This is a genomic window from Caulobacter sp. 602-1 (genome assembly GCF_003931565.1).
In the GTDB taxonomy this organism is placed as follows: domain Bacteria; phylum Pseudomonadota; class Alphaproteobacteria; order Caulobacterales; family Caulobacteraceae; genus Caulobacter.
On sequence record NZ_RRYI01000003.1, the window covers coordinates 447,199 to 466,678 of the forward strand.

The window sequence follows — 19,480 nt, forward strand, 5'->3', positions numbered from 1 at the left end:
CGCCTTTAATGACCCGGAAGTCATTAAAGGCGAACAGGCCGAAACTCAAGCCTTCGCGGTCACCCGCCAGCAGGCCGAGTTCATCTCGGCGACGCCATTCGTCACGTAAGGCTCCAGCGCCTTCGTCACCGCTTCGCGAACCTTCTCGCGCACGGTTTCGTCCTGGCCCGTGAGGATGGGGTTCAGCGGGCCGACGCGCAGGCTCATGGTCAACAGCTCCTCGGCGCTGACCGGCGTCGGATCGTCCAGGGGATCAATGACCACGTCGCGCCAGCCGCTCGCCGCCAGAATGGCGCGCACGCGGTCGGGGTCGGCGAAGCCGAAGCGGCCCGGCGCGTCCTTCTCGAACTTCGGCAGGCTGGGCAGGAACGGGGCGGCGGCGGCCAGCGGAACCGTCGCGATGGCGTTGTCCTCGGGCCCGCGCCAGCAGGCGAAGGCCAGGCGGCCGCCAGGCTTCTCGGCCGTGCGCAGGTTGGCGAAGGCCGCGACGGGATCGGGGAAGAACATCACCCCGAACCGCGAGACGATGGCGTCGAATTCAGCCCTGAAGACGTGAGTCTGGGCGTCGGCCTGCAGAAACTCGACGCCTTCCAGACCCGCCTCGCCCACCCGGCGACGCGCCAGTTCCAGCAGCGCCGGCGAGATGTCGACGCCGACCGCCCGACCTTCCGGCCCAACCCGCCAAGCCGCCTCGAAGGTGGTCGCGCCCGCGCCGCAACCGACGTCCAGCACCGCCTCGCCGGCGCGCGGGTCGGCGGCATCGACCACCGCCCGGGCGATCGGCTGGTACATCCGGTCCAGCAGCCCCTGCTGCTCGACCCAGACCCTCCCCGCCCGGTCCCAATAGGCCGCCATGTCCTGGTCGCTCACGCGCGTCTCCTTCGTTGCGATGGTCATCGTCCCCGCGCATCCTGCGAGTTGAAGCGCACTTGAGGTCAAGCCGTGTTCGACATTGATATTTCTGAATTGGCCAAACGGACCGGCGTGCGCGCCTCGGCCCTGCGATTCTACGAGGAAAAGGGCCTGATCGCCTCGACCGGCCGGCGCGGCCTCAAGCGGCTGTTCGCCCCGTCCGAGATCGAGCGGCTGTCGCTGATCGCCCTGGGTCGCGCCTGCGGTTTCTCGCTGGACGAGATCGGCGCGATGCTGGACGACTCGAAGCGAACCGGCCGGGACATCGACCGCGGAGCCCTGCGCGCCAAGGTCGCCGACCTGGACCGCCGCATCGAACAACTGACCCGCCTGCGCGAGGGTCTGGCCCACGCCGCCGACTGCGAGGTCCCGCGACTGATGGACTGCCCGCGCTTCCTGCGCCTCGTAAAGGCGGCGGGCCATCACCGCCGACGGTATCGGGCCGAAGCGGTCTAGCGCCCCGTCACAGCGCGGCGTCGCGCAGTCGGCGGCGGCGTCCGCCCAGGGCGTCGGGGCGGTTCAGCTTCTTGCGGTACTCGTCGCGGCGCTCGTGGATCGAGGCGATGACCAGGCCCATCGGCACGCCGATATCGACCAGCACGGCTTCGGACAGCTGCAGGCTGGCCTCGATGGTCTCGGGCACCGCGTCGGTGGCGCCCAGCTCATAGAGCCGCGCGGCATGGTGGGCGTCGCGGGCGCGGACCACGATCGGCACGTCCGGCCGGGCCCCGCGCGCGGCGGCGACCACGGCCTCGGCCACCTCGAAAGCGTCCATGGTCACCACCACCGCCTTGGCCGTGGCCAGGCCGCAGCGCTCCAGAAGCTCGATCCGCGAGGCGTCGCCATAGTAGATGCGGTCGCCGTTGCGCCGTCCCTGCTCGACCAGACGCGCGTCGCGCTCGACGGCGATCCACGTCAGGGCGTGGCGGCCCAGCATGTCGCCGACCAGCTTGCCGACCCGGCCATAGCCGATGACCAGCACCTGGCCGGCCGGCTCGGGACCCACGCGGTCCGGCTCGCGCGGCGTGGACGGCGGGGCCTCGCTGATCGGCAGCGGCGCGCTCTTACGGCCCAGATACCCGCCCAGCGCCGCCAGGGCCGGAATCAGGAACATGGTGAGGGTGGCCGACACCAGCACCGCCTGGCCCAGCGGCCGCGACACCACCTCGGCGTCGATGGCCTTGTCCAGCAGCACGAAGGCGAACTCGCCCCCGGCCGCCAGGATCAGGCCGGCCTCGATCGCGGCGCGCCGGTTCAGGCCCATGGCCAGGCCGCCGACGAACACCACGGCCGTCTTCAGCAGCATCAGGCCGACCGCCGTGGCCAGGATCGCCACGGGCTGGGCGGCCAGCAGGGACAGATCCAGGCGGATGCCCAGCGAGACGAAGAACAGGCTCAGCAACAGGCCCTTGAACGGCTCGATCTTGACCTCGACCTCGTGGCGATACTCGGTCTCGGCCAGCAGGATGCCGGCGACGAAGGCGCCCAGCGCCATCGAGAGGCCCGAGAGCGCGCTGACCAGACCCGCGCCGATGATCACCAGCAGGCAGGCGGCCATGAACATCTCTTCGCTCTTGGCCTTGGCGACGGACTTCAGCATCGGCCGCAGCGCCAGACGCCCGACCAGCACGATCGCGCCCAGGCCCAGGGCCGCGGGGGCCAGGGCCAGCAGGTCCTTGACCTGGAACGATCCATGGCCGCGGCCGAGAATGGCCAGGGTGATCAGGATCGGGGCCACGGCCAGGTCCTGGAACAGCAGCACCGAGAAGGTGGCGCGGCCGGCTTCGGAATGCAGGCGGCGGCGCTCAGCCAGGACGGGCACGGCGATGGCGGTCGAGGACAGGGTCAGGGCCGCGCCGATGGTCAGGGCCGCCACCGGCTCCTGTCCGAGCAGCATGGCCCCGCCGCCCAAGGCCAGGGAGCAGCCGATCACCTGCACCGCGCCGAGGCCGAACACCCACTTGCGCATCAGCCTCAGGCGCTCCCACGAGAGCTCCAACCCGATCATGAACAGCAGGAACACGACCCCGAACTCGGCCAGCTGGGCGATTTCGTCGGGATTGTCGACTGTGACGTAGTCCAGCCACGGGGCGTAAGGGATGAACCGCCCCAGGCCGAACGGCCCCAGAATGACTCCGGCCAGCAGATAGCCCAGGATCGGATTGATTTTCAGGCGCTTGAAGAGCGGCGCGACGATACCGGCGGTCGCCAGGAACAGGACCAGGTCCTTGTAGCTCTCTGGTGAAACCTCGTGCTGCACGCGCCCTCCTCGTTGATCCTAGTCAGCTCTCTTCAGACGCACGCCCGCCCCAGCTTCATCCGCCGCGATCAGCGACACCCCGCCGGCCTCGATCGCGTCGATCAGGAGGCGCTCGGTGCTATGGTGCAACGCATGGCGCTCGGTCTCGAAGTCCTTGACCGTGCTCCGTGACACGCCCGCCTTGTCGGCAAGCTCGCCCTGGGACCAATTAATCAGCCCGCGAGCGGCCCGGCATTGCGCCGGAAGGAGAATTTTTGCGTGCGGCATCTGGCGTACCTGGGTTTTATCACCCATATTGGTTGAGTACGCCCGAAAAAGCTGATCGTCAAGGAGAGCCTTTGCACCACACCTCGCTGATCGCCACCATCGTCGCGGGTCTCGGTCTCGCTTTCATCTTCGGCGCCATCGCCAACCGGCTGAAACTGCCGGTGCTGGTCGGCTACCTGCTGGCCGGCGTGCTGGTCGGCCCGTTCACGCCCGGCTATGTCGCCGACCAGGAGCTGGCTCCGCAGTTGGCCGAGATCGGCGTGATCCTGCTGATGTTCGGCGTCGGCCTGCACTTCTCGCTGAAGGACCTGATGGCGGTGAAGAACATCGCCATCCCCGGCGCGGTCGTGCAGATCGGCGCGGCGACGGCGATGGGCCTTGGCCTGGCGGTCGTTCTGGGCTGGAGCATCGGGGCGGGGATCGTCTTCGGCCTGGCCCTGTCGGTCGCCTCGACCGTCGTGCTGCTGCGCGCGCTGCAGGAGCGACGGCTGATCGAGACCGGACGCGGCAAGATCGCGGTCGGCTGGCTGATCGTCGAGGACCTGGCCATGGTGCTGGCGCTGGTCCTGTTGCCCGCCCTGTCCGGCATGCTGGGCGGCGAGGCCCCGGCCAACCAGGCCGCTTCCGGGTTCCTGGGCGGCGGCGTCCTGGGCGCCTTCGCCATCACCATCGGCAAGGTCGTGGCCTTCGTGGCCCTGATGCTGATCGTCGGTCGCCGCGTGATCCCGTGGATCCTGCACCGCGTCGCCCACACCGGCTCGCGCGAGCTGTTCCGCCTGGGCGTGCTGGCCATCGCCCTGGGCGTCGCCTTCGGCTCGGCCGCGCTGTTCGGCGTGTCGTTCGCCCTGGGGGCCTTCTTCGCCGGCATGATCATGGCCGAGAGCGAGCTCTCCCAGCAGGCCGCCAACGAGACCCTGCCGTTGCGCGACGCCTTCGCCGTGCTGTTCTTCGTCTCGATCGGCATGCTGTTCAACTATCAGGTCCTGCTGGAGCAGCCGCTGGCCGTGCTGGCCACCGTGGCGATCATCATCATCGGCAAGTCGATCTTCGCGCTGGGCATCGTCCTGGCCTTCCGCCGCCCGATGAGCACGGCCCTGACCATCTCGGCCAGCCTGGCCCAGATCGGCGAGTTCTCGTTCATCCTGGCGGGCCTGGGCGTGTCGCTGAAGCTGCTGCCGCCCGAGGGGCGCGACCTGATCCTGGCCGGGGCCATCCTGTCGATCCTGCTCAACCCGCTGCTGTTCGCCATCCTCGATCGCGTGCTGCCCAAGATGATCGCCAAGGAACGCAAGGCCGCCGGCGAACCCCCGATCCTGGCCGCCGCCAAGCCGCACGCCCTGCTGGTCGGCTACGGCCGCGTCGGCAAGCTGGTGGCCGAGGGCCTGAAGGCCAAGACCCCGCTGGTCGTCATCGAGGACGATCCCGAGCGCGCCGAGGAGCTGCGCAAGGCCGGCTACGAGACGATCGGCGGCAACGCGGTCAAGCCCGAGGTGCTGCTGAAGGCCGGTCTCGACAAGGCCACCCACCTGTTCGTCGCCGTGCCCAGCCCGTTCGAGGCCAGCCGCATCATCGAACAGGCCCGCGCCGCCAACCCCAGCTGCGAGATCGTCGCCCGGGCCTATACCGACGCCGACGTCGCGCTTCTCAAGCAGATGGGCGCCACCCACGCCCTGATCGGCGAGGAAGAGATCGCGCGCGGCATGCTGGCGCGCGCGCCGAAGAAGAAGCCGGCGGTCCAGGCGGGGGGTCATTAGCCCCCTTAAGTAGCGACGGGCGATCATGGCGAGACGCGGTCGCGTTGACCGCGTAGCGGCCAGCTTCTAGGTCTGCCCGCATCATGACCACCCGTCCGGGACAGTTCCGAGTCTTGCTCGCCGCGCTCGCGGCGATGCTGGCCGTGTTCGTCCAGGCGCTGACGCCGGCCGCGGCCATGGCCCACGACCTGCGCGAAAGCGGCTCGGTCATGGTCATCTGCTCGGCCGAGGGCTCCAAGGTCGTCATCCTCGAGAAGGACGGCAAGGTCAGCACGGCCCCAGCCAAGGGCTTCATGGGGCTGAAATGCTCCAACTGCGTGGGCCCGACCCTGGCGGTCACCGTTGATGCGCCGGTCCCGGCCATCACCCCCGTCCAGTACGCGGACTATCTCGAGACGCCGGTCCAGCGCGTCCTCGGCGTTCGCGGTCACGCCCGCGCCCCGCCACGTCCGCCCAGCCAGGGCCCGCCCGCCAACCTGAACGCCTGACCCTTTTGCCGCCGCGCCGCGCTTGAAGACGCCGCGCGCCTCGTCACGCCTTCAGGATACCTCTTGTCATGTCGACCTTCCGTCGCGCCCTGCTGGGCGCCCCCGCGCCCGCCTGCCTTTCGCTCGCCTGTCTTTCGCTCGCCTGTCTTTCGCTCGCCGTCCTCGCGCCGGCCGCCGCCCAAGCCCACGGATGGGACGGCGAAGGCCCCAACGAAGACCGGACCGACGTCTCCTCGGTCATCGTCACCGCCCGCCCCAATCCCGAGGATCCGCCCGTCGTCGCCAACGCCCGCAAGCGGCTGTCGGAGACCCCCGGCGCGGTGTCGGTGATCTCCCAGGAAAGCTACATCAATCGCCAGACCCTGGCCCTGGACGACATGCTGCGCGACGCCCCCGGCGTCTACGCCCAGCGCAAGTGGGGCGGCGACATCCGCATCTCGATCCGGGGCTCGGGCATCGGCAACGCCAATCACAACCGCGGCCTGCTGATCGCCCAGGACGGCGTGCCGCTGAACGAGGCCGACGGCTATGGCGACAGCCAGGTGGCCGATCCGCTGAACACCCGCTACGCCGAGGTCTATCGCGGCGGCAACGCCCTGCGGTTCGGCGGCGCCCTGCTGGGCGGGGCGATCAACATGGTCACGCCGACGGGCGAGGACGCCGGCTTCGCCAATCAGGTCCGCGTCGACGGCGGTTCCTACGGCCTGCTCCGCGAGCACGTCGCCATCGCCCGCCAGTCGGGCGACTGGGATGTCTATGCGGCCGCCACCAACCAGACCGGCCAGGGCTGGCGCTCGCAGAGCCAGCAGAACATCCAGTTCGGCAGCCTGAATATCGGCCGGTCGTTCGGCCAGGACCGCGAGGTCCGCTTCATCGTCAACGGCTCGAACATCAACCAGGAGATCCCCGGCTCGCTGACCCTGGCCCAGTTCAACGCCAATCCGCGCCAGTCGGCGGCGGGCAACCTGGCCGGCGACCAGGGCCGCAACCAGCGCGGCGCGCGCGGTTCGCTGCGAACCACCTGGCGGCTGAACGACCAGCTGGTCTTCGAAGGCGCCGTCTATGGCGTATGGAAGGAGCTGGATCACCCGATCTTCCAGGTCATCGACCAGGAAAGCCGCAACTACGGCGCCTTCGGCCGCTTCGACTGGGACGGGCAGATCGGCGGCAAGCGGGCCGACGCCTTCTTCGGCGCGTGGTACCGCCAGGGCGACCTCGACTCGCACTTCTACCTCAACAACCGGGGCGCCCACGGGGCGCTGCAGTCGGTCTCGTACCAGAACGCCAAGGCTGTGGACGTGTTCGGCGAGGGCCGGCTGTTCGTCACCGATCGCCTGGCCATCGTCGGCGGCGCGACCTGGGGGCAGGCCGAGCGCGACTATGTCAGCGTCGCGGTTCCGGGCGTGAAGAGCACGTTCAACCTGGACGCCGCCAAGACCTACAACTGGATCTCGCCGCGCGTCGGCCTGCTGTGGCAGAACGAGCTGGGCGACCAGCTGTTCGCCAACCTGACCCGCTCGGTCGAGCCGCCGAACTTCAGTTCGATGAGCCCGACCAATACCGGCTTCGCCCCCGTGAAGGCCCAGAAGGCCTGGACGGGCGAGGTCGGGGCGCGCGGCCATCGCGGCCCGTTCACCTATGACCTGACCCTCTATCGCGCCGCGCTGAAGGACGAGATGCTGCAGTACGCGGTGACCGCGTCGATCCCGGCCTCGACCTTCAACGCCGACAGGACCGTCCACCAGGGGATCGAAGCGGCGCTGGACTGGGCCGTGGCCCCGCATTGGCGGATCCGCCAGACCTGGACCCTGTCGGACTTCCGCTTCAAGGACGACGTCCAGTTCGGCGACAACCGCCTGCCGATCGCGCCGAAGAGCTTCTACCGCTCGGAGGTCCGCTATGACGATCCGCGCGGCTGGTTCGTGGCCCCGTCGCTGGAGTGGTCGGCGACCGACCAGTGGATCGACTACAAGAACACGAAGAAGGCCCCGGGCTATGCGATCGTCAATCTCAACGCGGGCTGGAAGGTCACCCCGGCCGTGTCGCTGTTCGTCGACGCGCGGAACCTGACCGACAAGGCCCATGTCTCCAACACCCAGGCGGCCGTCGCCTGGACCGCCGCCACCGCCACCCTCTGGCCCGGCGACGGCCGCTCGGTGTTCGGCGGCGTCACCGTGACCTTCTGAGGAGAATGCAGATGAAGACCCCGCTGATCGCTCTTCTCGCGCTCGTGGCGACACCGGCCGCCGCCCACGTCGTGGCCGCGCCCGACACCGCCAGGGCCGGCGCCTACGCCGCCATCGCCTTCCGCGTCGGCCATGCCTGCGCGACCGGCGACGCGACCCTGAAGGTCCGCATCGAGATCCCGGACGGCGTCGCCTCGGCCCGGCCGCAGGTGAAGCCGGGCTGGACCTACACGCTCGAGCGCGGCCCCGATCCGAAAGCCGCGCCGACGGCGATCACCTTCGAGGGCCGCCTGCCCGACGAGGCCTTCGACGACTTCGCCGTGCTGATGAAACTCCCCGTCGCCGGCGAGCGCCTGGTCTTCCCGGTCGTCCAGACCTGCGAGAAGGGCGAGAGCCAGTGGACGGAAGTGGCCGACCCCGCCCGGCCCGACGAAAAGCTGAGCCGGCCCGCCCCGGTGGTCACCCTGATCCCCGCCCCGATTTCCGCCGATGCGGCCCCCGCCGCCCACCATCACTGACAAGGAGCGCCCCATGTCACGTCCGTTCGCCATCGCCCTGACCGCCATCCTGGCCGCCGCCGTCGCCGCCCCGCTCGCGCGGGCCGGCGACTACAAGCTCGGCGCCCTGACCATCCGCCAGCCCTGGAGCCGCCCGGCCCAGGCTGGCATGAACGGGGTGGGCTTCATGACCATCGACAACGCCGGCAAGACGCCGGTGACCCTCAAGCGCGTGGAGACCCCGGCCGCCGCCTCGGTCGAGATCCACCAGTCGGCCATGGCCGGCGGCGTCATGACCATGCGCGAACTGGACAAGGGCGTGGTGATCCCGGCCGGCGGCCAGGTCGCCTTCGCCCCCGGCGGCTACCACCTGATGATCCTGTCGCTGAAGGCGGCGCAGACCGTGGGGCAAAAAGTTCCTGTAACCCTGGTCTTCGACAACGGCCGCAAGGCGCAGGTCGACCTGGTCGTGCAACTGACCCCGCCGTCCGGCGGGCAGGCTCCGGCCGCGTCCGGACACCAGCACTGACGACTGTGAAAATGGGCCACATGAACTTTTTTTAAGGGAGCAAATATTCCGCGCCCGTGCAGATTGCCGGCCAGAGCCTGTCCGTTTCCGATGAAAATCGGAAACGGATAGACAGGCTCTGCCTCAAACACCTGGAGCGTGGCGGCCGCCGAAACCGCTCACACTTTCGGCCGCCACGCTCCAGCCCACACCAACGGATGCGACTTCCATGAAACGAGTTTGGTTCGGCGCCGCGGCGATCGCGGCGCTGTCTCTGTCGGCCTTCGGGGCGCAAGCCCACGAGGAGCACCCCTGCGTCAACGACGCCTGCACGGTGCAATCGCTTCTCCCGGCCCTCCTTTCCGGTGGCGGGGCGGAAGGCGTGGCCTCGGGCGACGTCACCTCGCTGGAGTCGCCGCGCTACGGGACCTGGGGCTTCGACCTCTCGGGCATGGACACCTCGGTGAAGCCCGGCGACGACTTCTACAAGTTCGCCAACGGTAACTGGGACGCCAAGACGGTGATCCCGTCGGACCGCACCCGCTACGGCAATTTCGACAAGCTGGCCGAACTGTCGGAAGCCCGCACCAAGGCGCTGATCGAAGCCGCGGCCGCCGACAAGGCCGCCACCGGCGACAAGGCCAAGATCGGCGCCGCCTACCGCGCGTTCATGGACGAGGCGACGATCGAGAAGCTCGACGCCGCCCCGATCAAGCCCTGGCTGGCCGGCGTGCAGAAGGTCAAGACCAAGGACGAGTTCACCGCCCTGATGGGCAAGAGCGCGACCACGCCCTATTCGGCCCTGATCGGCCTGGGCGTCTCGACCGACGCCAAGAGCCCCAACGCCTACGCCGTCTACGCCTCGACCGGCGGCCTCAGCCTTCCCGACCGCGACTATTATCTGGACGCCAAGTTCGCCGACAAGAAGACGGCGTACCTGGCCTATGTCGAGAAGATGCTGACCCTGGGCGGCTGGGAGAAGCCGGCGCAGAACGCCAAGGCCGTGGTCGACTTCGAGACCAAGCTGGCCGAGGCCTCCTGGAGCCGGGTCGAGCGCCGCAACCGCGACAAGACCTACAACCCGGCCACCCTGGCCGAGCTGCAGGCCCAGACGCCGGGCTACGACTGGAACCGCTACCTGGTCGGCACGGAACTGCCGAAGATCGACCGCGTCATCGTGACGACCAACACCTCGTTCCCGAAATACGCCAAGATCTACGCCGACACCCCGATCGAGACCCTGAAGGCCTGGCAGGCGTTCAAGGTGATCGACGGCGCGGCCCCGATGCTGTCCAAGCGCTTCGTCGACGCCAGCTTCGAGTTCCGCAACAAGACCCTGGCCGGCCAGCCCGAGCAGAAGCCCCGCTGGAAGCGCGGCGTGGCCGAGGTCAACGGCCTGCTGGGCGAGGCGGTCGGCAAGGAATATGTCGCGGCCTATTTCCCGCCGGACTCCAAGGCCAAGATGGTCGCCCTGGTCGGCGACATCCGCACCGTCCTGAAGACCCGCATCGACGCGTCGGACTGGATGGGCGCCGAGACCAAGGCCAAGGCCCAGGACAAGCTGGCCAAGTTCACCGTCAAGATCGGCTATCCCGACAAGTGGCGTGACTATTCCAAGCTGGAGATCAAGGAAGGCGACGCCTACGGCAATTCCCTGCGCGAGGCCGCCTGGGACTACCGCCACGACGTCGAGCGCCTGAACCAGCCGGTCGACAAGACCGAGTGGGGTATGACCCCGCAGACGGTCAACGCCTACTACAACTCGGTCAACAACGAGATCGTGTTCCCGGCCGCCATCCTGCAGGCCCCGTTCTTCCATCCGGACGCGGATCCGGCCGTCAACTACGGCGGCATCGGCGGCGTGATCGGCCACGAGATCGGCCACGGCTTCGACGACCAAGGCCGCAAGTCCGACGGCGACGGCGTGCTGCGCGACTGGTGGACGGCCGAGGACGCCGCCAAGTTCGAGGTCCAGAAGGTCAAGCTGGGCAAGCAGTACTCGGCGTTCGAGCCCTTCCCGGGCATGCACGTCAACGGCGACCTGACCATGGGCGAGAACATCGGCGACATGTCGGGCCTGGGTTTCGCGCTCGACGCCTACCATGTCTCGCTGCAGGGCAAGCCCTCGCCGGTGCTGGACGGCTTCACCGGCGACCAGCGCGTCTATCTGGGCTGGGCCCAGGTCTGGCGCCAGAAGTCGCGCGACGACGCGCTGAAGCAGCAGATCGCCAGCGACCCGCACTCGCCGGCCGTCTACCGCGTCAACGGCACGGTCCGGAACCAGCCGGGCTGGTACGCCGCCTTCGACGTCAAGCCGGGCGACAAGCTGTACGTCGCCCCGGCGGACCGCGTGAAGATCTGGTAGGTCCCGCGATCCAGCGGAAATGGAAAGGGCCGGCGGAAACGCCGGCCCTTTTTCGTGAGCGAAGCAGACGACCGCCCAAAACCGGAAAGCTGTCGTTCCAGGTGGCGGCGAAGGGGGGATGGAAGACGCGCCTCACCCAACATTGCGTCGTGCCAATAAGCCCGGCTTGCGGAACCAGGCGTGACCAAACTTCTGGCTAGATGAGGCAGGCGATGGCGACGCCAAATTCACAACTTGCATCAGCCCCCAACGAGATCACAATCTTGAATTGATTGTGCGGGAGTCGGCGTGTGGTGACGATGAAGGCGGTGCTAGCTTTGGCGTTGGCCGTGACGGCTGGCCTGGGACCGACCGACTTCCCCCTGCAGCGGCTACTAAAGGATCCGGACGCCGCCCGCACCTTTGACTATTGGCGACTGCGGGAGCGCCGGGGTCCCGAAGCCATCCCGCCGTTGCGCACCCTCTCCTATGCGGCCATGGGACTGAAGGAGAACGTCCCCGAGACGCGTTGTTTCACCGACGCCGAGACCGAGGTCCAGGCGGGCTTGAAGGGCGTCGAGAGCGCTATCTCCTCCATGCAGTGGCGAGAGGATCGCGACGCCGCCGCCGGCGCGGTCCGCCGGCTGGACCAAGCCCTAGCCGCCCTGATGGCTGGCCACTCCAGTGGCGATGTCGCGCTGGATCGCGCGATCCAGCCCTTTCTCAACCGCGCCAGGACAGACAAGACGGCTCGCGGTCGCGAACTAGCCCTTCGCGTCGCCAAGGATCAGGCCATTCGCCGGGCATACGGAAATCAGGCATTGCTAGGTCCGCTTTCGCCGTTAGCCGCGCGCCTGACGAACCAAAGGATAGCCGTTCGCGCCTGCCGGATCGACGCCGACAATGTCGCCTGGATCAAGCGCGAGGTGCGAAGCCGTGGCTGGTTCGAGATCTCGCGCTACGGACGCGAGGCCGAGAAGGACGCCTGGCTGCTGGCGCAGCACGCCGACGGCGACGTCACCTTCCAGACTGAAATCTTGACCCGGCTCGACGCACTGCAGACAAAGGGCGAGACCGATCCAAAGAACTACGCCTACCTCTATGACCGGGTCGCCACCAATACTGGGCGCCCTCAGCGCTACGGCACCCAGGGCGGATGTCGCGACGGCAGGCGCTTCACGTTTCCACTCGAAGATTCCGCTAAGGTCGATCAACTACGGGCCGAGGTCGGCTTGACCACCCTCGCCGAATACAATGCTCGCTTCACATGCCGCGACTGACTATCGTCTAGCGAAGCTCGTGCGCCTTTTAGAAGGCGGGCGACTATTTAGGGGGAGGGCATCGTCCGGGCCCCGGTCGGCTTCGCCGCGCGGGATGGAATGGGGATGTCCACACAGGGTCGGGAACGCCGCGCCCGGCGCCGGACATTGGGCGCCGTGCTGGCAAGCGGACTTGGCGACGGTCTGTTCGGGGTGGTGAACTGACGCGGGCCCCAAAGACATCCCAGCAGCCAAGTGCGCGGTTCAGGAAAGCTAGGTTCGGATCCGAAGACGAGTGTCCACGGCCCCTAACCCAAGCTCCGGACGGCAAGGTACCGCTCTTGGACGGCGACGTCCTGGCTGGTGACGAAAAGCTCTGGCCAAGGACCTGGCTCGTACCCTCCCCAACCATGCCACTCGTTGTTGATCTGCCCCGCCTCAATGTCTGATTTGGCGCGAAACGTGTGACGAAGCACGGAATTGGGGGAGACTTTCTTTCTCAGTTCATCGCCATGTTCGCTGACCGCAGACCACTCGAAGGAGTGGCTGTCAGGATCTTCCCAAATCTCGAACAGTAGCGTGTAGATCATCCTCCTATCTTGCCCGCCGACAGCAACGGCAGCAACGGGGCGGAAAATGCTCTAGGTCAGCGTCCCCCAGGCGTGGCCGTCGCCGTAGACGCCCACAAGGTCGACATTGAGCTTGGCGTCGCCGTCGGCGAAGTCGTTGAGGAAGGCGGTGTTGGCCGCGGCGTAGCGGCCGGTGTTCTCCAGCACCGCGGCGGCCAGCAGCCAGCCGATGATCCCGGCCTTGGCGCCTTCCGCCGAGCCCGCCACGAGCTCGAAATAGCGCAGGCGGGTCATGTCCTGACCGACCTGATCGTAGAGCAGGTGCTGCGTCTTGTCGTCCGTCAGGGTGACGCCGAAGATCTCCTTATAGGCCTTGGTCAGGGTCTGTTCGGGGTTCAGCGCGCCATAGTTCGCCTCGAACCAGTCATGGGCCTGGCCCTGGGGCGAGGCCAGGTTGACCGCGAAGTTGATGTAGCGGTTGTCGACGTTGAACGCCTGATAATAGGCGTCGCTCAGGTCGCTGGCGTTGACGGTCTCCGGGGCGTGCAGCAGGTACTCCAGCCCTGCCGCCGTCGGCGTCTTGCCGGTGAAGAACGCGTAGGTCATCACCGCCACCGACGTCGTCCCGGCCACCAGCTTGTTGAGGTCTGTGATCGTCGAGCCGTCGACCATCTTCAGCGTCTCGACGTTGCGGATGGTGTCGTCGCCCTCAAAGCTGGTGGCCAGCAGGCCGGCGCCGTTGTGGGTGAAGATGTAGTCCTTGAGGTCGCCGCCCATCAGCACGGTGTCGGCGCCCACGCCGCCGTCCATCAGGTCGTCGCCCTCGCCGCCGAACAGCGTGTCGTCGCCGGCGTCGCCATAAAGCTTGTCGTTGCCGCCCTTCGACCCAACGGTGTCGTCACCGCCGCCGCCGTGCAGGACATCGTCGTCGGCGCCCAGCACGATGTACTGGTTTTGGTTGTCGCCGAAGACCACCTGGGATCCCTCGCCGCCGCCGACCTTGGTGGCGCCGACGATGGTCACGAAGTCGATGTTGTTGAGATTGATGATCGTGCCGGACGGCAGCTTGGTGACGTCGAGCACCAGGGCCGTCAAGACACCGTCCGTGGGCGCGCCGCCGTCGAAGGTGAGGGGCGTGTTCGACGGGGCTCCCGGCGACACGGTCGGGGTCACGGACTGCACCAGGATGCGCGAGTCGTTGGTCAGGCTGGAAAGGAAATCGCCGCCCGCCCCGGTCTGGCTGCTGTTTCCGCCCGCGGCCACGATGGCGGTGACCAGGTTGTCGAGGGAACTTCCCGCCGTTTCCGGCCTGTCGCCGCCAGTGACGGTCATGCTGAAGCCCACCGGCGCCGACACCGACAACAGCGACTGGCCGTTCTCGGTAAATAGCGGAATGTCGGCGGTCTGGTCGGTGGCCGAGGGGGTGACCGGCGCGATGGTCGTCGTCTGGGTGACCGAGCCGTCGGCGTTGGTGGTCTTGGTCACCTCCACCGGCGCGCCGTCGATCACCGTGCCGGTCGTGGTCGATGGCGGGGTGCTGCTGCCGACCGTGACCGTCGTCGAGGCGACGACCTCGGCCGCCCCGCGCCCATCGGTATAGCTGGCCACGACGCTGATCGCCTTGCCGACGTCGGCGCCGGTGAGCGCGAGGGTGGCGTTCGTCGCGCCGACGATGTCGGCCCCGTCCGCCTTCCACTGATAGCTGATCGTCCCCAGGCCATCGGCGTCGGCCAGGGTGTTGCCGGCCGTCAGGGTCTGACCGTCGACCGCCGCGCCGGTGATCACCACCGCGCCGGTCGGAAGGTCGTTGACGTTGGCGATCGTCGCGGTGGCGGCGCTGGTCGCCGATTCCGAGAAGCCCTGTCCGTCGGTGTAGCTGACCACCACCCGCACCGTGGCGCCGACATCGGCGTCGCCCAGCGTATAGGTCGCCTGGTCGGTCGCGCCGATGCTGACATAGCCGCCGCCCGTGTCGCGCTGCCAGTCGTAGTGCAGCGTCCCCAGACCGTCGACGTCGGCCAGGGTCGAGACCGCCGTCAGGACCTGGTCCTCGGTCGCCGCACCCGTGATCGACGCTCCGCCGGTGTGCGGATCATTGACCCCGGCGATGTTCGCGGTCGCGACGCCGTTGACCGTCTCGGCCGTTCCCTTGGCGTCGGTGTAGCTGACCACCACACGGATGGCCTTGCCGACGTCCGCGTCGCCCAGGGCATAGGTCGCCTGGTCGGTCCCGACATCGTCGTAGCCGGCGCCATTGGACCTTTGCCACTGATAGTGCAGCGTCCCCAGGCCATCGCCGTCGACCAGGGCCGTGGTGTTGGCCGTCAGCACCTGGTCCTCGGTCGTCGCGCCGGTGATCGTGACCGCGCCGGTCGGGAGGTCGTTGACGTTGGCGATGTTGACGATCACCGCGCCGCCGCCCTGGGCCGTGGGACCCGAGCCCTGACCGCCGCCGGGCGAGCCGTCGTCGAGCAGATAGTTGAGCGTCACGCTGGCAGGCGGGGCGTCGCTGCCGTTGGCGTAGGTAATATGGTTGATGACGTCATTGACCAGCGCCGTGGTGGCGGATGCGCCCGAGCTGGTGAAGCTGATCGTCAGCACGCCGCCGCTATTGGTGAACGTGGCGAACGTCAGCCCGCCGACCTGAAGGTCGCCGCCGGAGACCGTGAACGATCCGCCGCTGGCGAAGGCGAAGCTGTCGGCGGCGTTGGCCGAGGCGCGCTGCACCGTGAAGCTGGCGCCGCCATAGTCGCCATCGCCGCCGTTGCGGGCGTCCAGGTCCAGGTCGGACACCGCCAGCGCGCCCAGCAGCGTCGCCGCCGTCTGCTCGGTCGCGCCGACCGCGGTCGCCGTGGCCGGCGCGACGGGGCTGTCGTTGACCGGCGTGATGGTGGTGGTCAGGGTCAGGCTGGCGTCGCTGAAGCGGGTCTGGGCGCCGTTGACGCTGACGTCCAGGAGCGCGCCGGCCGTCACCGCGCCGCCCGAGCTGTCGATCAGATAGGCGGTCAGGGCGGGCGTCGTCCCGTTGTAGTCGGCGGCGGGCAGGAAGCGGACCAGCGTGCCGGCCGCCAGCGCCAGGGCGGCGTTCTCGGTGGGCGCGCCGATCGTGACCCAGGCGCCGTTGAAATATTGCCAGACGCCTTCGCTGGCGGCGGCGTTGCCGGTGATGGCCACGCCGGCCAGGGTGTCGCCGCCGTCGATGTCGGTGAAGTGCGCGGCGAAGATCGTCGCGACGCTCTGGCCGCCGGGGTCTGCGGTGTCCTCGTCGACGGCGGCCAGGGTGGCCGAGCCGGTCGGGATCGGGGCGTCGTTGGTCCCGGTGACCGTGACGCCCAGCGTCATGGCCGAGCCATACGGGCTCGAACCGCCCGTGATGGTCAGATCGGCCGTCGCGCCGGTGGTCACCGCGCCCGCCGAGTCCTCGATCATGTGGACGGTCAGGCTGGGCGGCGCGCCCGCATAGTCGGCCGCCGGCGCGAAACGCACCAGGGCGCTGGCGTCGAGGATCAAGGCCGAGGCGGTCGAGACGGCCGGCAGGTCATGCCAGACCGCGCCGTCATAGTACTGGTAGACCCCCTGCGCCGCGGACGCCGTGTTGGCCGTCACCGCCACGCCCGCGAAGGCGTTGGCCGAACTGCCGCCCGACACCGTGTCCTTGGCGTCCGAGAAGTGGCCGCTGAACAGCGAGCTCACCGTCTGGCCCGCGCCCGGGGCGGAGTCCTCGACGATGCTGGTCAGGGTGACGGCCGCGCCGCCGGTGGTGACCGGCGCGTCGTTGACCGCCGTGACGCCATGGTCCAGCACCACCGTTCCGGCGCTGTAGACCGTCGAGCCGCCGTTGGTGGTGGTGTCGACGGTCGCGCCGTTGGTCAGCGCGCCGCCGCTGGCGTCGACGACCCGCGCCGTCAGGGTCGGGGCCGGACCGTTGAAGTCGACGGCCGGCGCGAAGCGGATCGCCGTCGAGGCGGCCAGCAGCACCGACGCCGAGCTCGAGGCCGCGCCGACGTTCACCCAGGTCGCGCCGTTCCAGTACTGCCACTGGCCCGCGCCGGCGGCGGAGCCGTTGGCGACGATGGCGACGCCGGCGAAGGCGTCCAGATCGGTGTCGCTGTACTGGCCGCCGAACAGGGACGTAACCGTGTTGACCAGGGTCGTGGGCGAGACGTCCTCGTCGGTCGCTCCCAGGGTTTCGCCGCCGTCTCCGCCGACGGTCGGGGCGTCGTTCACGCCGACGACGGTGATCGCGTAGCTGTCGCTGTCGCTCTTCACGCCGCCCGTGCCGGAGCCGCCGCCATCGCTGGTGACGACGGACAGGGAATCCGTCCCGCTGAAGCCGTTGTCGCCGAGATAGACGAGGCCGTTCGACGCCGCCAGGGTGGCGTTGATCGCCGCCTGCGTGCCGGTGATCGTAACGCTGGCCGTGCCGTTGCCGGCAATGTCGCCCGCGGTCAGGCCGCTGGCGACATTGGTCCGCAGGGTGAGCACGCCGTCCGACACGCCGAGCGTCATCGTCATCGTCTGCGACGCCGGGGCGTCGACATCGCTGATCTGCAGGCCGGTGATGGCGATGTTCGCGCCCTCGGCGCCCGTGGCGCTGGTGACCGCGCTGTTGACCGGCGCGTCGTTGACGCCGCTGATGTTGAGCGTGGTCGCGCCGGTGTTGACCGTCGAGCCGGCCATGTCGGGCGTGCCGTCGTTCAGCGTCCAGGTGATGGTGCGGCTGGTGTTGGCGCCGTGGTTGGTCGGGTCGTCTCCCGTGGCCCAATAGCTGACGCCGGCCAGGGCCGTCTGGTAGTGCGCCAGGGTGTCGTAGCCCGACAAGGTCAGGGTCTCGGTCGCCGCGTTCCACGACACGGTGATGCTGGTGCCGCTGATCGTGCCGGTGATCTGGCCCGACGATCCGTAGCCCAGGTGGTCGTCGGCGGCGCTGGTCTCGCCGGTCGCGAACGTGCCGCCGGTGATCTGCACCGTGGCGCCGGTCAGGTAGCCCCCGTCGCTGTCGGAGACGGTCGGCGCGCCAGCCAGCAGCGTGGTCTTGGTCGCCGCCTGCTCGACCGCCGCCACGCCCGCGCCGGTCAGGCCGCTCAGCACCGGCAGCTGCGCGAAGGTCAGGCCTTCGATATTGGCGCCGGAATGGGTGAAGCCCGGCGAGAGGCTGTCGATCAGGGTGGCCGTCGTACCCGCGCCGTCCAGCTGGAAAACGTAGATGACGTCGTCCGCGTCCGAACCGTTGGTTTCCTCGCTCTCGATATAGAGCTGGCGCAGGTTGGGATCGAACGTCATGTCGCCGGGATAGAAGGCGCCACCGCCCGGCATGCCGACCAGGGTCACCTGCGTGGCCGTGCCGCTGGAGGCGTTCTCGCTGATGTACCAGAGCGCGTTCTCGGCGGCCGTGTAGTTGCCGCCGCCGGACGGGTTCTGGGAGTGGGTCACGAAGTAGACGAGGTCGGTGCTCTCATCGACCTCGATGTCACCGAAATAGCTGCCCCCGTCCGGGAACTGCGACTGGGCGACCAGCTGGGTATGGATGTTCGGGTTCGACAGATCGAGACGGAAGACGCCCGCCGCCAGGCCGTCGACCCGCTCGGTATAGAACAGGCGGCCGATCGAGGAATCGAGCGCGAAGTCCTGCGGATCGAGGACATAGTAGCCACTCTCATCGGCGCGGTTGTCGCTCACCGCCGTGGTCAGGAAGCCGTTGTCCGTCACCGCGCCGGCCGCGTCATAGCTGTAGACGCGGATGCCGCTCTGACTGCCGTCCGGCGGGATCGTGCCGTCCTGATAGCCGGCGTAGATCTTCCGGTTGACCGCATCGACCTCGATCGTGTTGACGATGATATTGGTGGGGAAGGTCACGACGACGGTCGGCGCCGCGGCGCTGCCGATCTGGCCGCGCACCAGGACGGCGTTGTCGTTGTTCTGGCTGCCGATTACCGCGAAGTAGAAGCCCGCCGCCGTATCGACGCCGATGTCCGACGTGAACGACGAGCTGAACTGGTCGTCGCCCGCGCCGCCCACGCCATTGCTGGCGACCGTGGTCTGGCTGGTTCCGTCGCTGTTGATCCGGTACAGGCGGGTGTCGGAGTCGCCGCCCTCGGTGAACACCCAAAGCTGACCCGTCAGGGCCGCGCCACCCGACCGTTGCGGGCCATTGTCGGTGTTGTCGTCACCGTTGGTGTCTAGCTGCGCCATGGATTCAGCCTCGAATTTGAGCAGGCGCACGGCACGGCGCCTTGAAAACTATCGGGCTGTCCTGGATGGCGAAGATTCTCGGGGGCAGCCGCTAAACGCGCTTGCCCCAAGAACAATGTTCACTTCGTCACGCGAATCTCCGGGCCGATGTACTGTTCAACCTTGGGTTTTCGTTTGCCGCGACTTACGTAACCCAAGATATTCACCACACTTAATTGGCGAATGTTTGATACTGATACCAGAT

Annotated in this window: 13 protein-coding genes; 8 read left to right on the plus strand and 5 right to left on the minus strand. The window is 68.3% G+C overall.

Going from position 1 to position 19,480, the window contains the following annotated elements; all coding sequences use genetic code 11:
• Window positions 1-45 precede the first annotated feature (45 nt).
• Entirely contained in the window at window positions 46-897 is an 852-nt protein-coding gene (locus tag EIK80_RS11020; RefSeq protein ID WP_125157028.1) for a class I SAM-dependent methyltransferase, read from the minus strand.
• A 69-nt stretch (window positions 898-966) separates the two neighbouring features.
• Between EIK80_RS11020 and EIK80_RS11025 the strand changes: the two genes are divergently transcribed.
• Window positions 967-1,368, plus strand: coding sequence for a MerR family DNA-binding protein (locus EIK80_RS11025; RefSeq protein ID WP_233586552.1), 402 nt, complete (start codon window positions 967-969; stop codon window positions 1,366-1,368).
• 7 nt (window positions 1,369-1,375) lie between these two features.
• On the opposite strand, the gene EIK80_RS11030 is transcribed toward EIK80_RS11025, so the two are convergent.
• Both EIK80_RS11030 and EIK80_RS11035 read right to left on the minus strand, forming a co-directional pair.
• On the minus strand, window positions 1,376-3,172 hold the full coding sequence (locus EIK80_RS11030) for a cation:proton antiporter (protein ID WP_125157030.1): 1,797 nt from the start codon (window positions 3,170-3,172) through the stop codon (window positions 1,376-1,378).
• Between the two features lie 18 nt (window positions 3,173-3,190).
• Window positions 3,191-3,439, minus strand: a complete 249-nt coding sequence (locus EIK80_RS11035; protein WP_125157344.1) for a helix-turn-helix domain-containing protein — start codon at window positions 3,437-3,439, stop codon at window positions 3,191-3,193.
• A 71-nt stretch (window positions 3,440-3,510) separates the two neighbouring features.
• Between EIK80_RS11035 and ybaL the strand changes: the two genes are divergently transcribed.
• From ybaL to EIK80_RS11070, 7 genes are all read left to right on the plus strand, one after another.
• Window positions 3,511-5,193: a YbaL family putative K(+) efflux transporter gene (gene ybaL, locus EIK80_RS11040; protein ID WP_125157031.1), complete on the plus strand. Its 1,683-nt coding sequence runs from the start codon at window positions 3,511-3,513 to the stop codon at window positions 5,191-5,193.
• Window positions 5,194-5,276: 83 nt separating this feature from the next.
• Complete coding sequence (locus tag EIK80_RS11045) at window positions 5,277-5,681, plus strand: DUF2946 family protein (RefSeq protein WP_125157032.1); 405 nt, start codon at window positions 5,277-5,279, stop codon at window positions 5,679-5,681.
• Window positions 5,682-5,749: 68 nt separating this feature from the next.
• Entirely contained in the window at window positions 5,750-7,867 is a 2,118-nt protein-coding gene (locus tag EIK80_RS11050; RefSeq protein ID WP_370450214.1) for a TonB-dependent receptor family protein, read from the plus strand.
• Between the two features lie 11 nt (window positions 7,868-7,878).
• Complete coding sequence (locus EIK80_RS11055) at window positions 7,879-8,385, plus strand: YcnI family protein (protein ID WP_125157033.1); 507 nt, start codon at window positions 7,879-7,881, stop codon at window positions 8,383-8,385.
• Between the two features lie 13 nt (window positions 8,386-8,398).
• Entirely contained in the window at window positions 8,399-8,893 is a 495-nt protein-coding gene (locus tag EIK80_RS11060) for a copper chaperone PCu(A)C (RefSeq protein WP_125157034.1), read from the plus strand.
• Between the two features lie 208 nt (window positions 8,894-9,101).
• Window positions 9,102-11,237, plus strand: coding sequence for a M13 family metallopeptidase (locus EIK80_RS11065; RefSeq protein ID WP_125157035.1), 2,136 nt, complete (start codon window positions 9,102-9,104; stop codon window positions 11,235-11,237).
• A gap of 299 nt (window positions 11,238-11,536) precedes the next feature.
• Window positions 11,537-12,496: a DUF6624 domain-containing protein gene (locus EIK80_RS11070; RefSeq protein ID WP_370450216.1), complete on the plus strand. Its 960-nt coding sequence runs from the start codon at window positions 11,537-11,539 to the stop codon at window positions 12,494-12,496.
• Between the two features lie 287 nt (window positions 12,497-12,783).
• Here EIK80_RS11070 and EIK80_RS11075 read toward each other — a convergent pair whose 3' ends face one another.
• Both EIK80_RS11075 and EIK80_RS11080 read right to left on the minus strand, forming a co-directional pair.
• A complete protein-coding gene (locus EIK80_RS11075; protein ID WP_125157037.1) occupies window positions 12,784-13,065 on the minus strand; it encodes a hypothetical protein in 282 nt (93 codons plus the stop codon).
• Window positions 13,066-13,116: 51 nt separating this feature from the next.
• The gene (locus EIK80_RS11080; RefSeq protein ID WP_158624667.1) at window positions 13,117-19,236 is read right to left on the minus strand and encodes a hemolysin-type calcium-binding protein; all 6,120 of its coding nucleotides are present in this window, start codon (window positions 19,234-19,236) and stop codon (window positions 13,117-13,119) included.
• Window positions 19,237-19,480: the final 244 nt, after the last annotated feature.

Excerpts from the sequence above, each read along its gene's own strand:
- EIK80_RS11020 (WP_125157028.1), bottom strand. The coding sequence starts at position 897 with ATGACCATCGCAACGAAGGAGACGCGCGTGAGCGACCAGGACATGGCG.
- EIK80_RS11035 (WP_125157344.1), bottom strand. The coding sequence starts at position 3,439 with ATGCCGCACGCAAAAATTCTCCTTCCGGCGCAATGCCGGGCCGCTCGC.
- EIK80_RS11045 (WP_125157032.1), top strand. The coding sequence starts at position 5,277 with ATGACCACCCGTCCGGGACAGTTCCGAGTCTTGCTCGCCGCGCTCGCG.
- EIK80_RS11050 (WP_370450214.1), top strand. The coding sequence starts at position 5,750 with ATGTCGACCTTCCGTCGCGCCCTGCTGGGCGCCCCCGCGCCCGCCTGC.
- EIK80_RS11055 (WP_125157033.1), top strand. The coding sequence starts at position 7,879 with ATGAAGACCCCGCTGATCGCTCTTCTCGCGCTCGTGGCGACACCGGCC.
- EIK80_RS11060 (WP_125157034.1), top strand. The coding sequence starts at position 8,399 with ATGTCACGTCCGTTCGCCATCGCCCTGACCGCCATCCTGGCCGCCGCC.
- EIK80_RS11065 (WP_125157035.1), top strand. The coding sequence starts at position 9,102 with ATGAAACGAGTTTGGTTCGGCGCCGCGGCGATCGCGGCGCTGTCTCTG.
- EIK80_RS11070 (WP_370450216.1), top strand. The coding sequence starts at position 11,537 with ATGAAGGCGGTGCTAGCTTTGGCGTTGGCCGTGACGGCTGGCCTGGGA.
- EIK80_RS11075 (WP_125157037.1), bottom strand. The coding sequence starts at position 13,065 with ATGATCTACACGCTACTGTTCGAGATTTGGGAAGATCCTGACAGCCAC.
- EIK80_RS11080 (WP_158624667.1), bottom strand. The coding sequence starts at position 19,236 with ATGGCGCAGCTAGACACCAACGGTGACGACAACACCGACAATGGCCCG.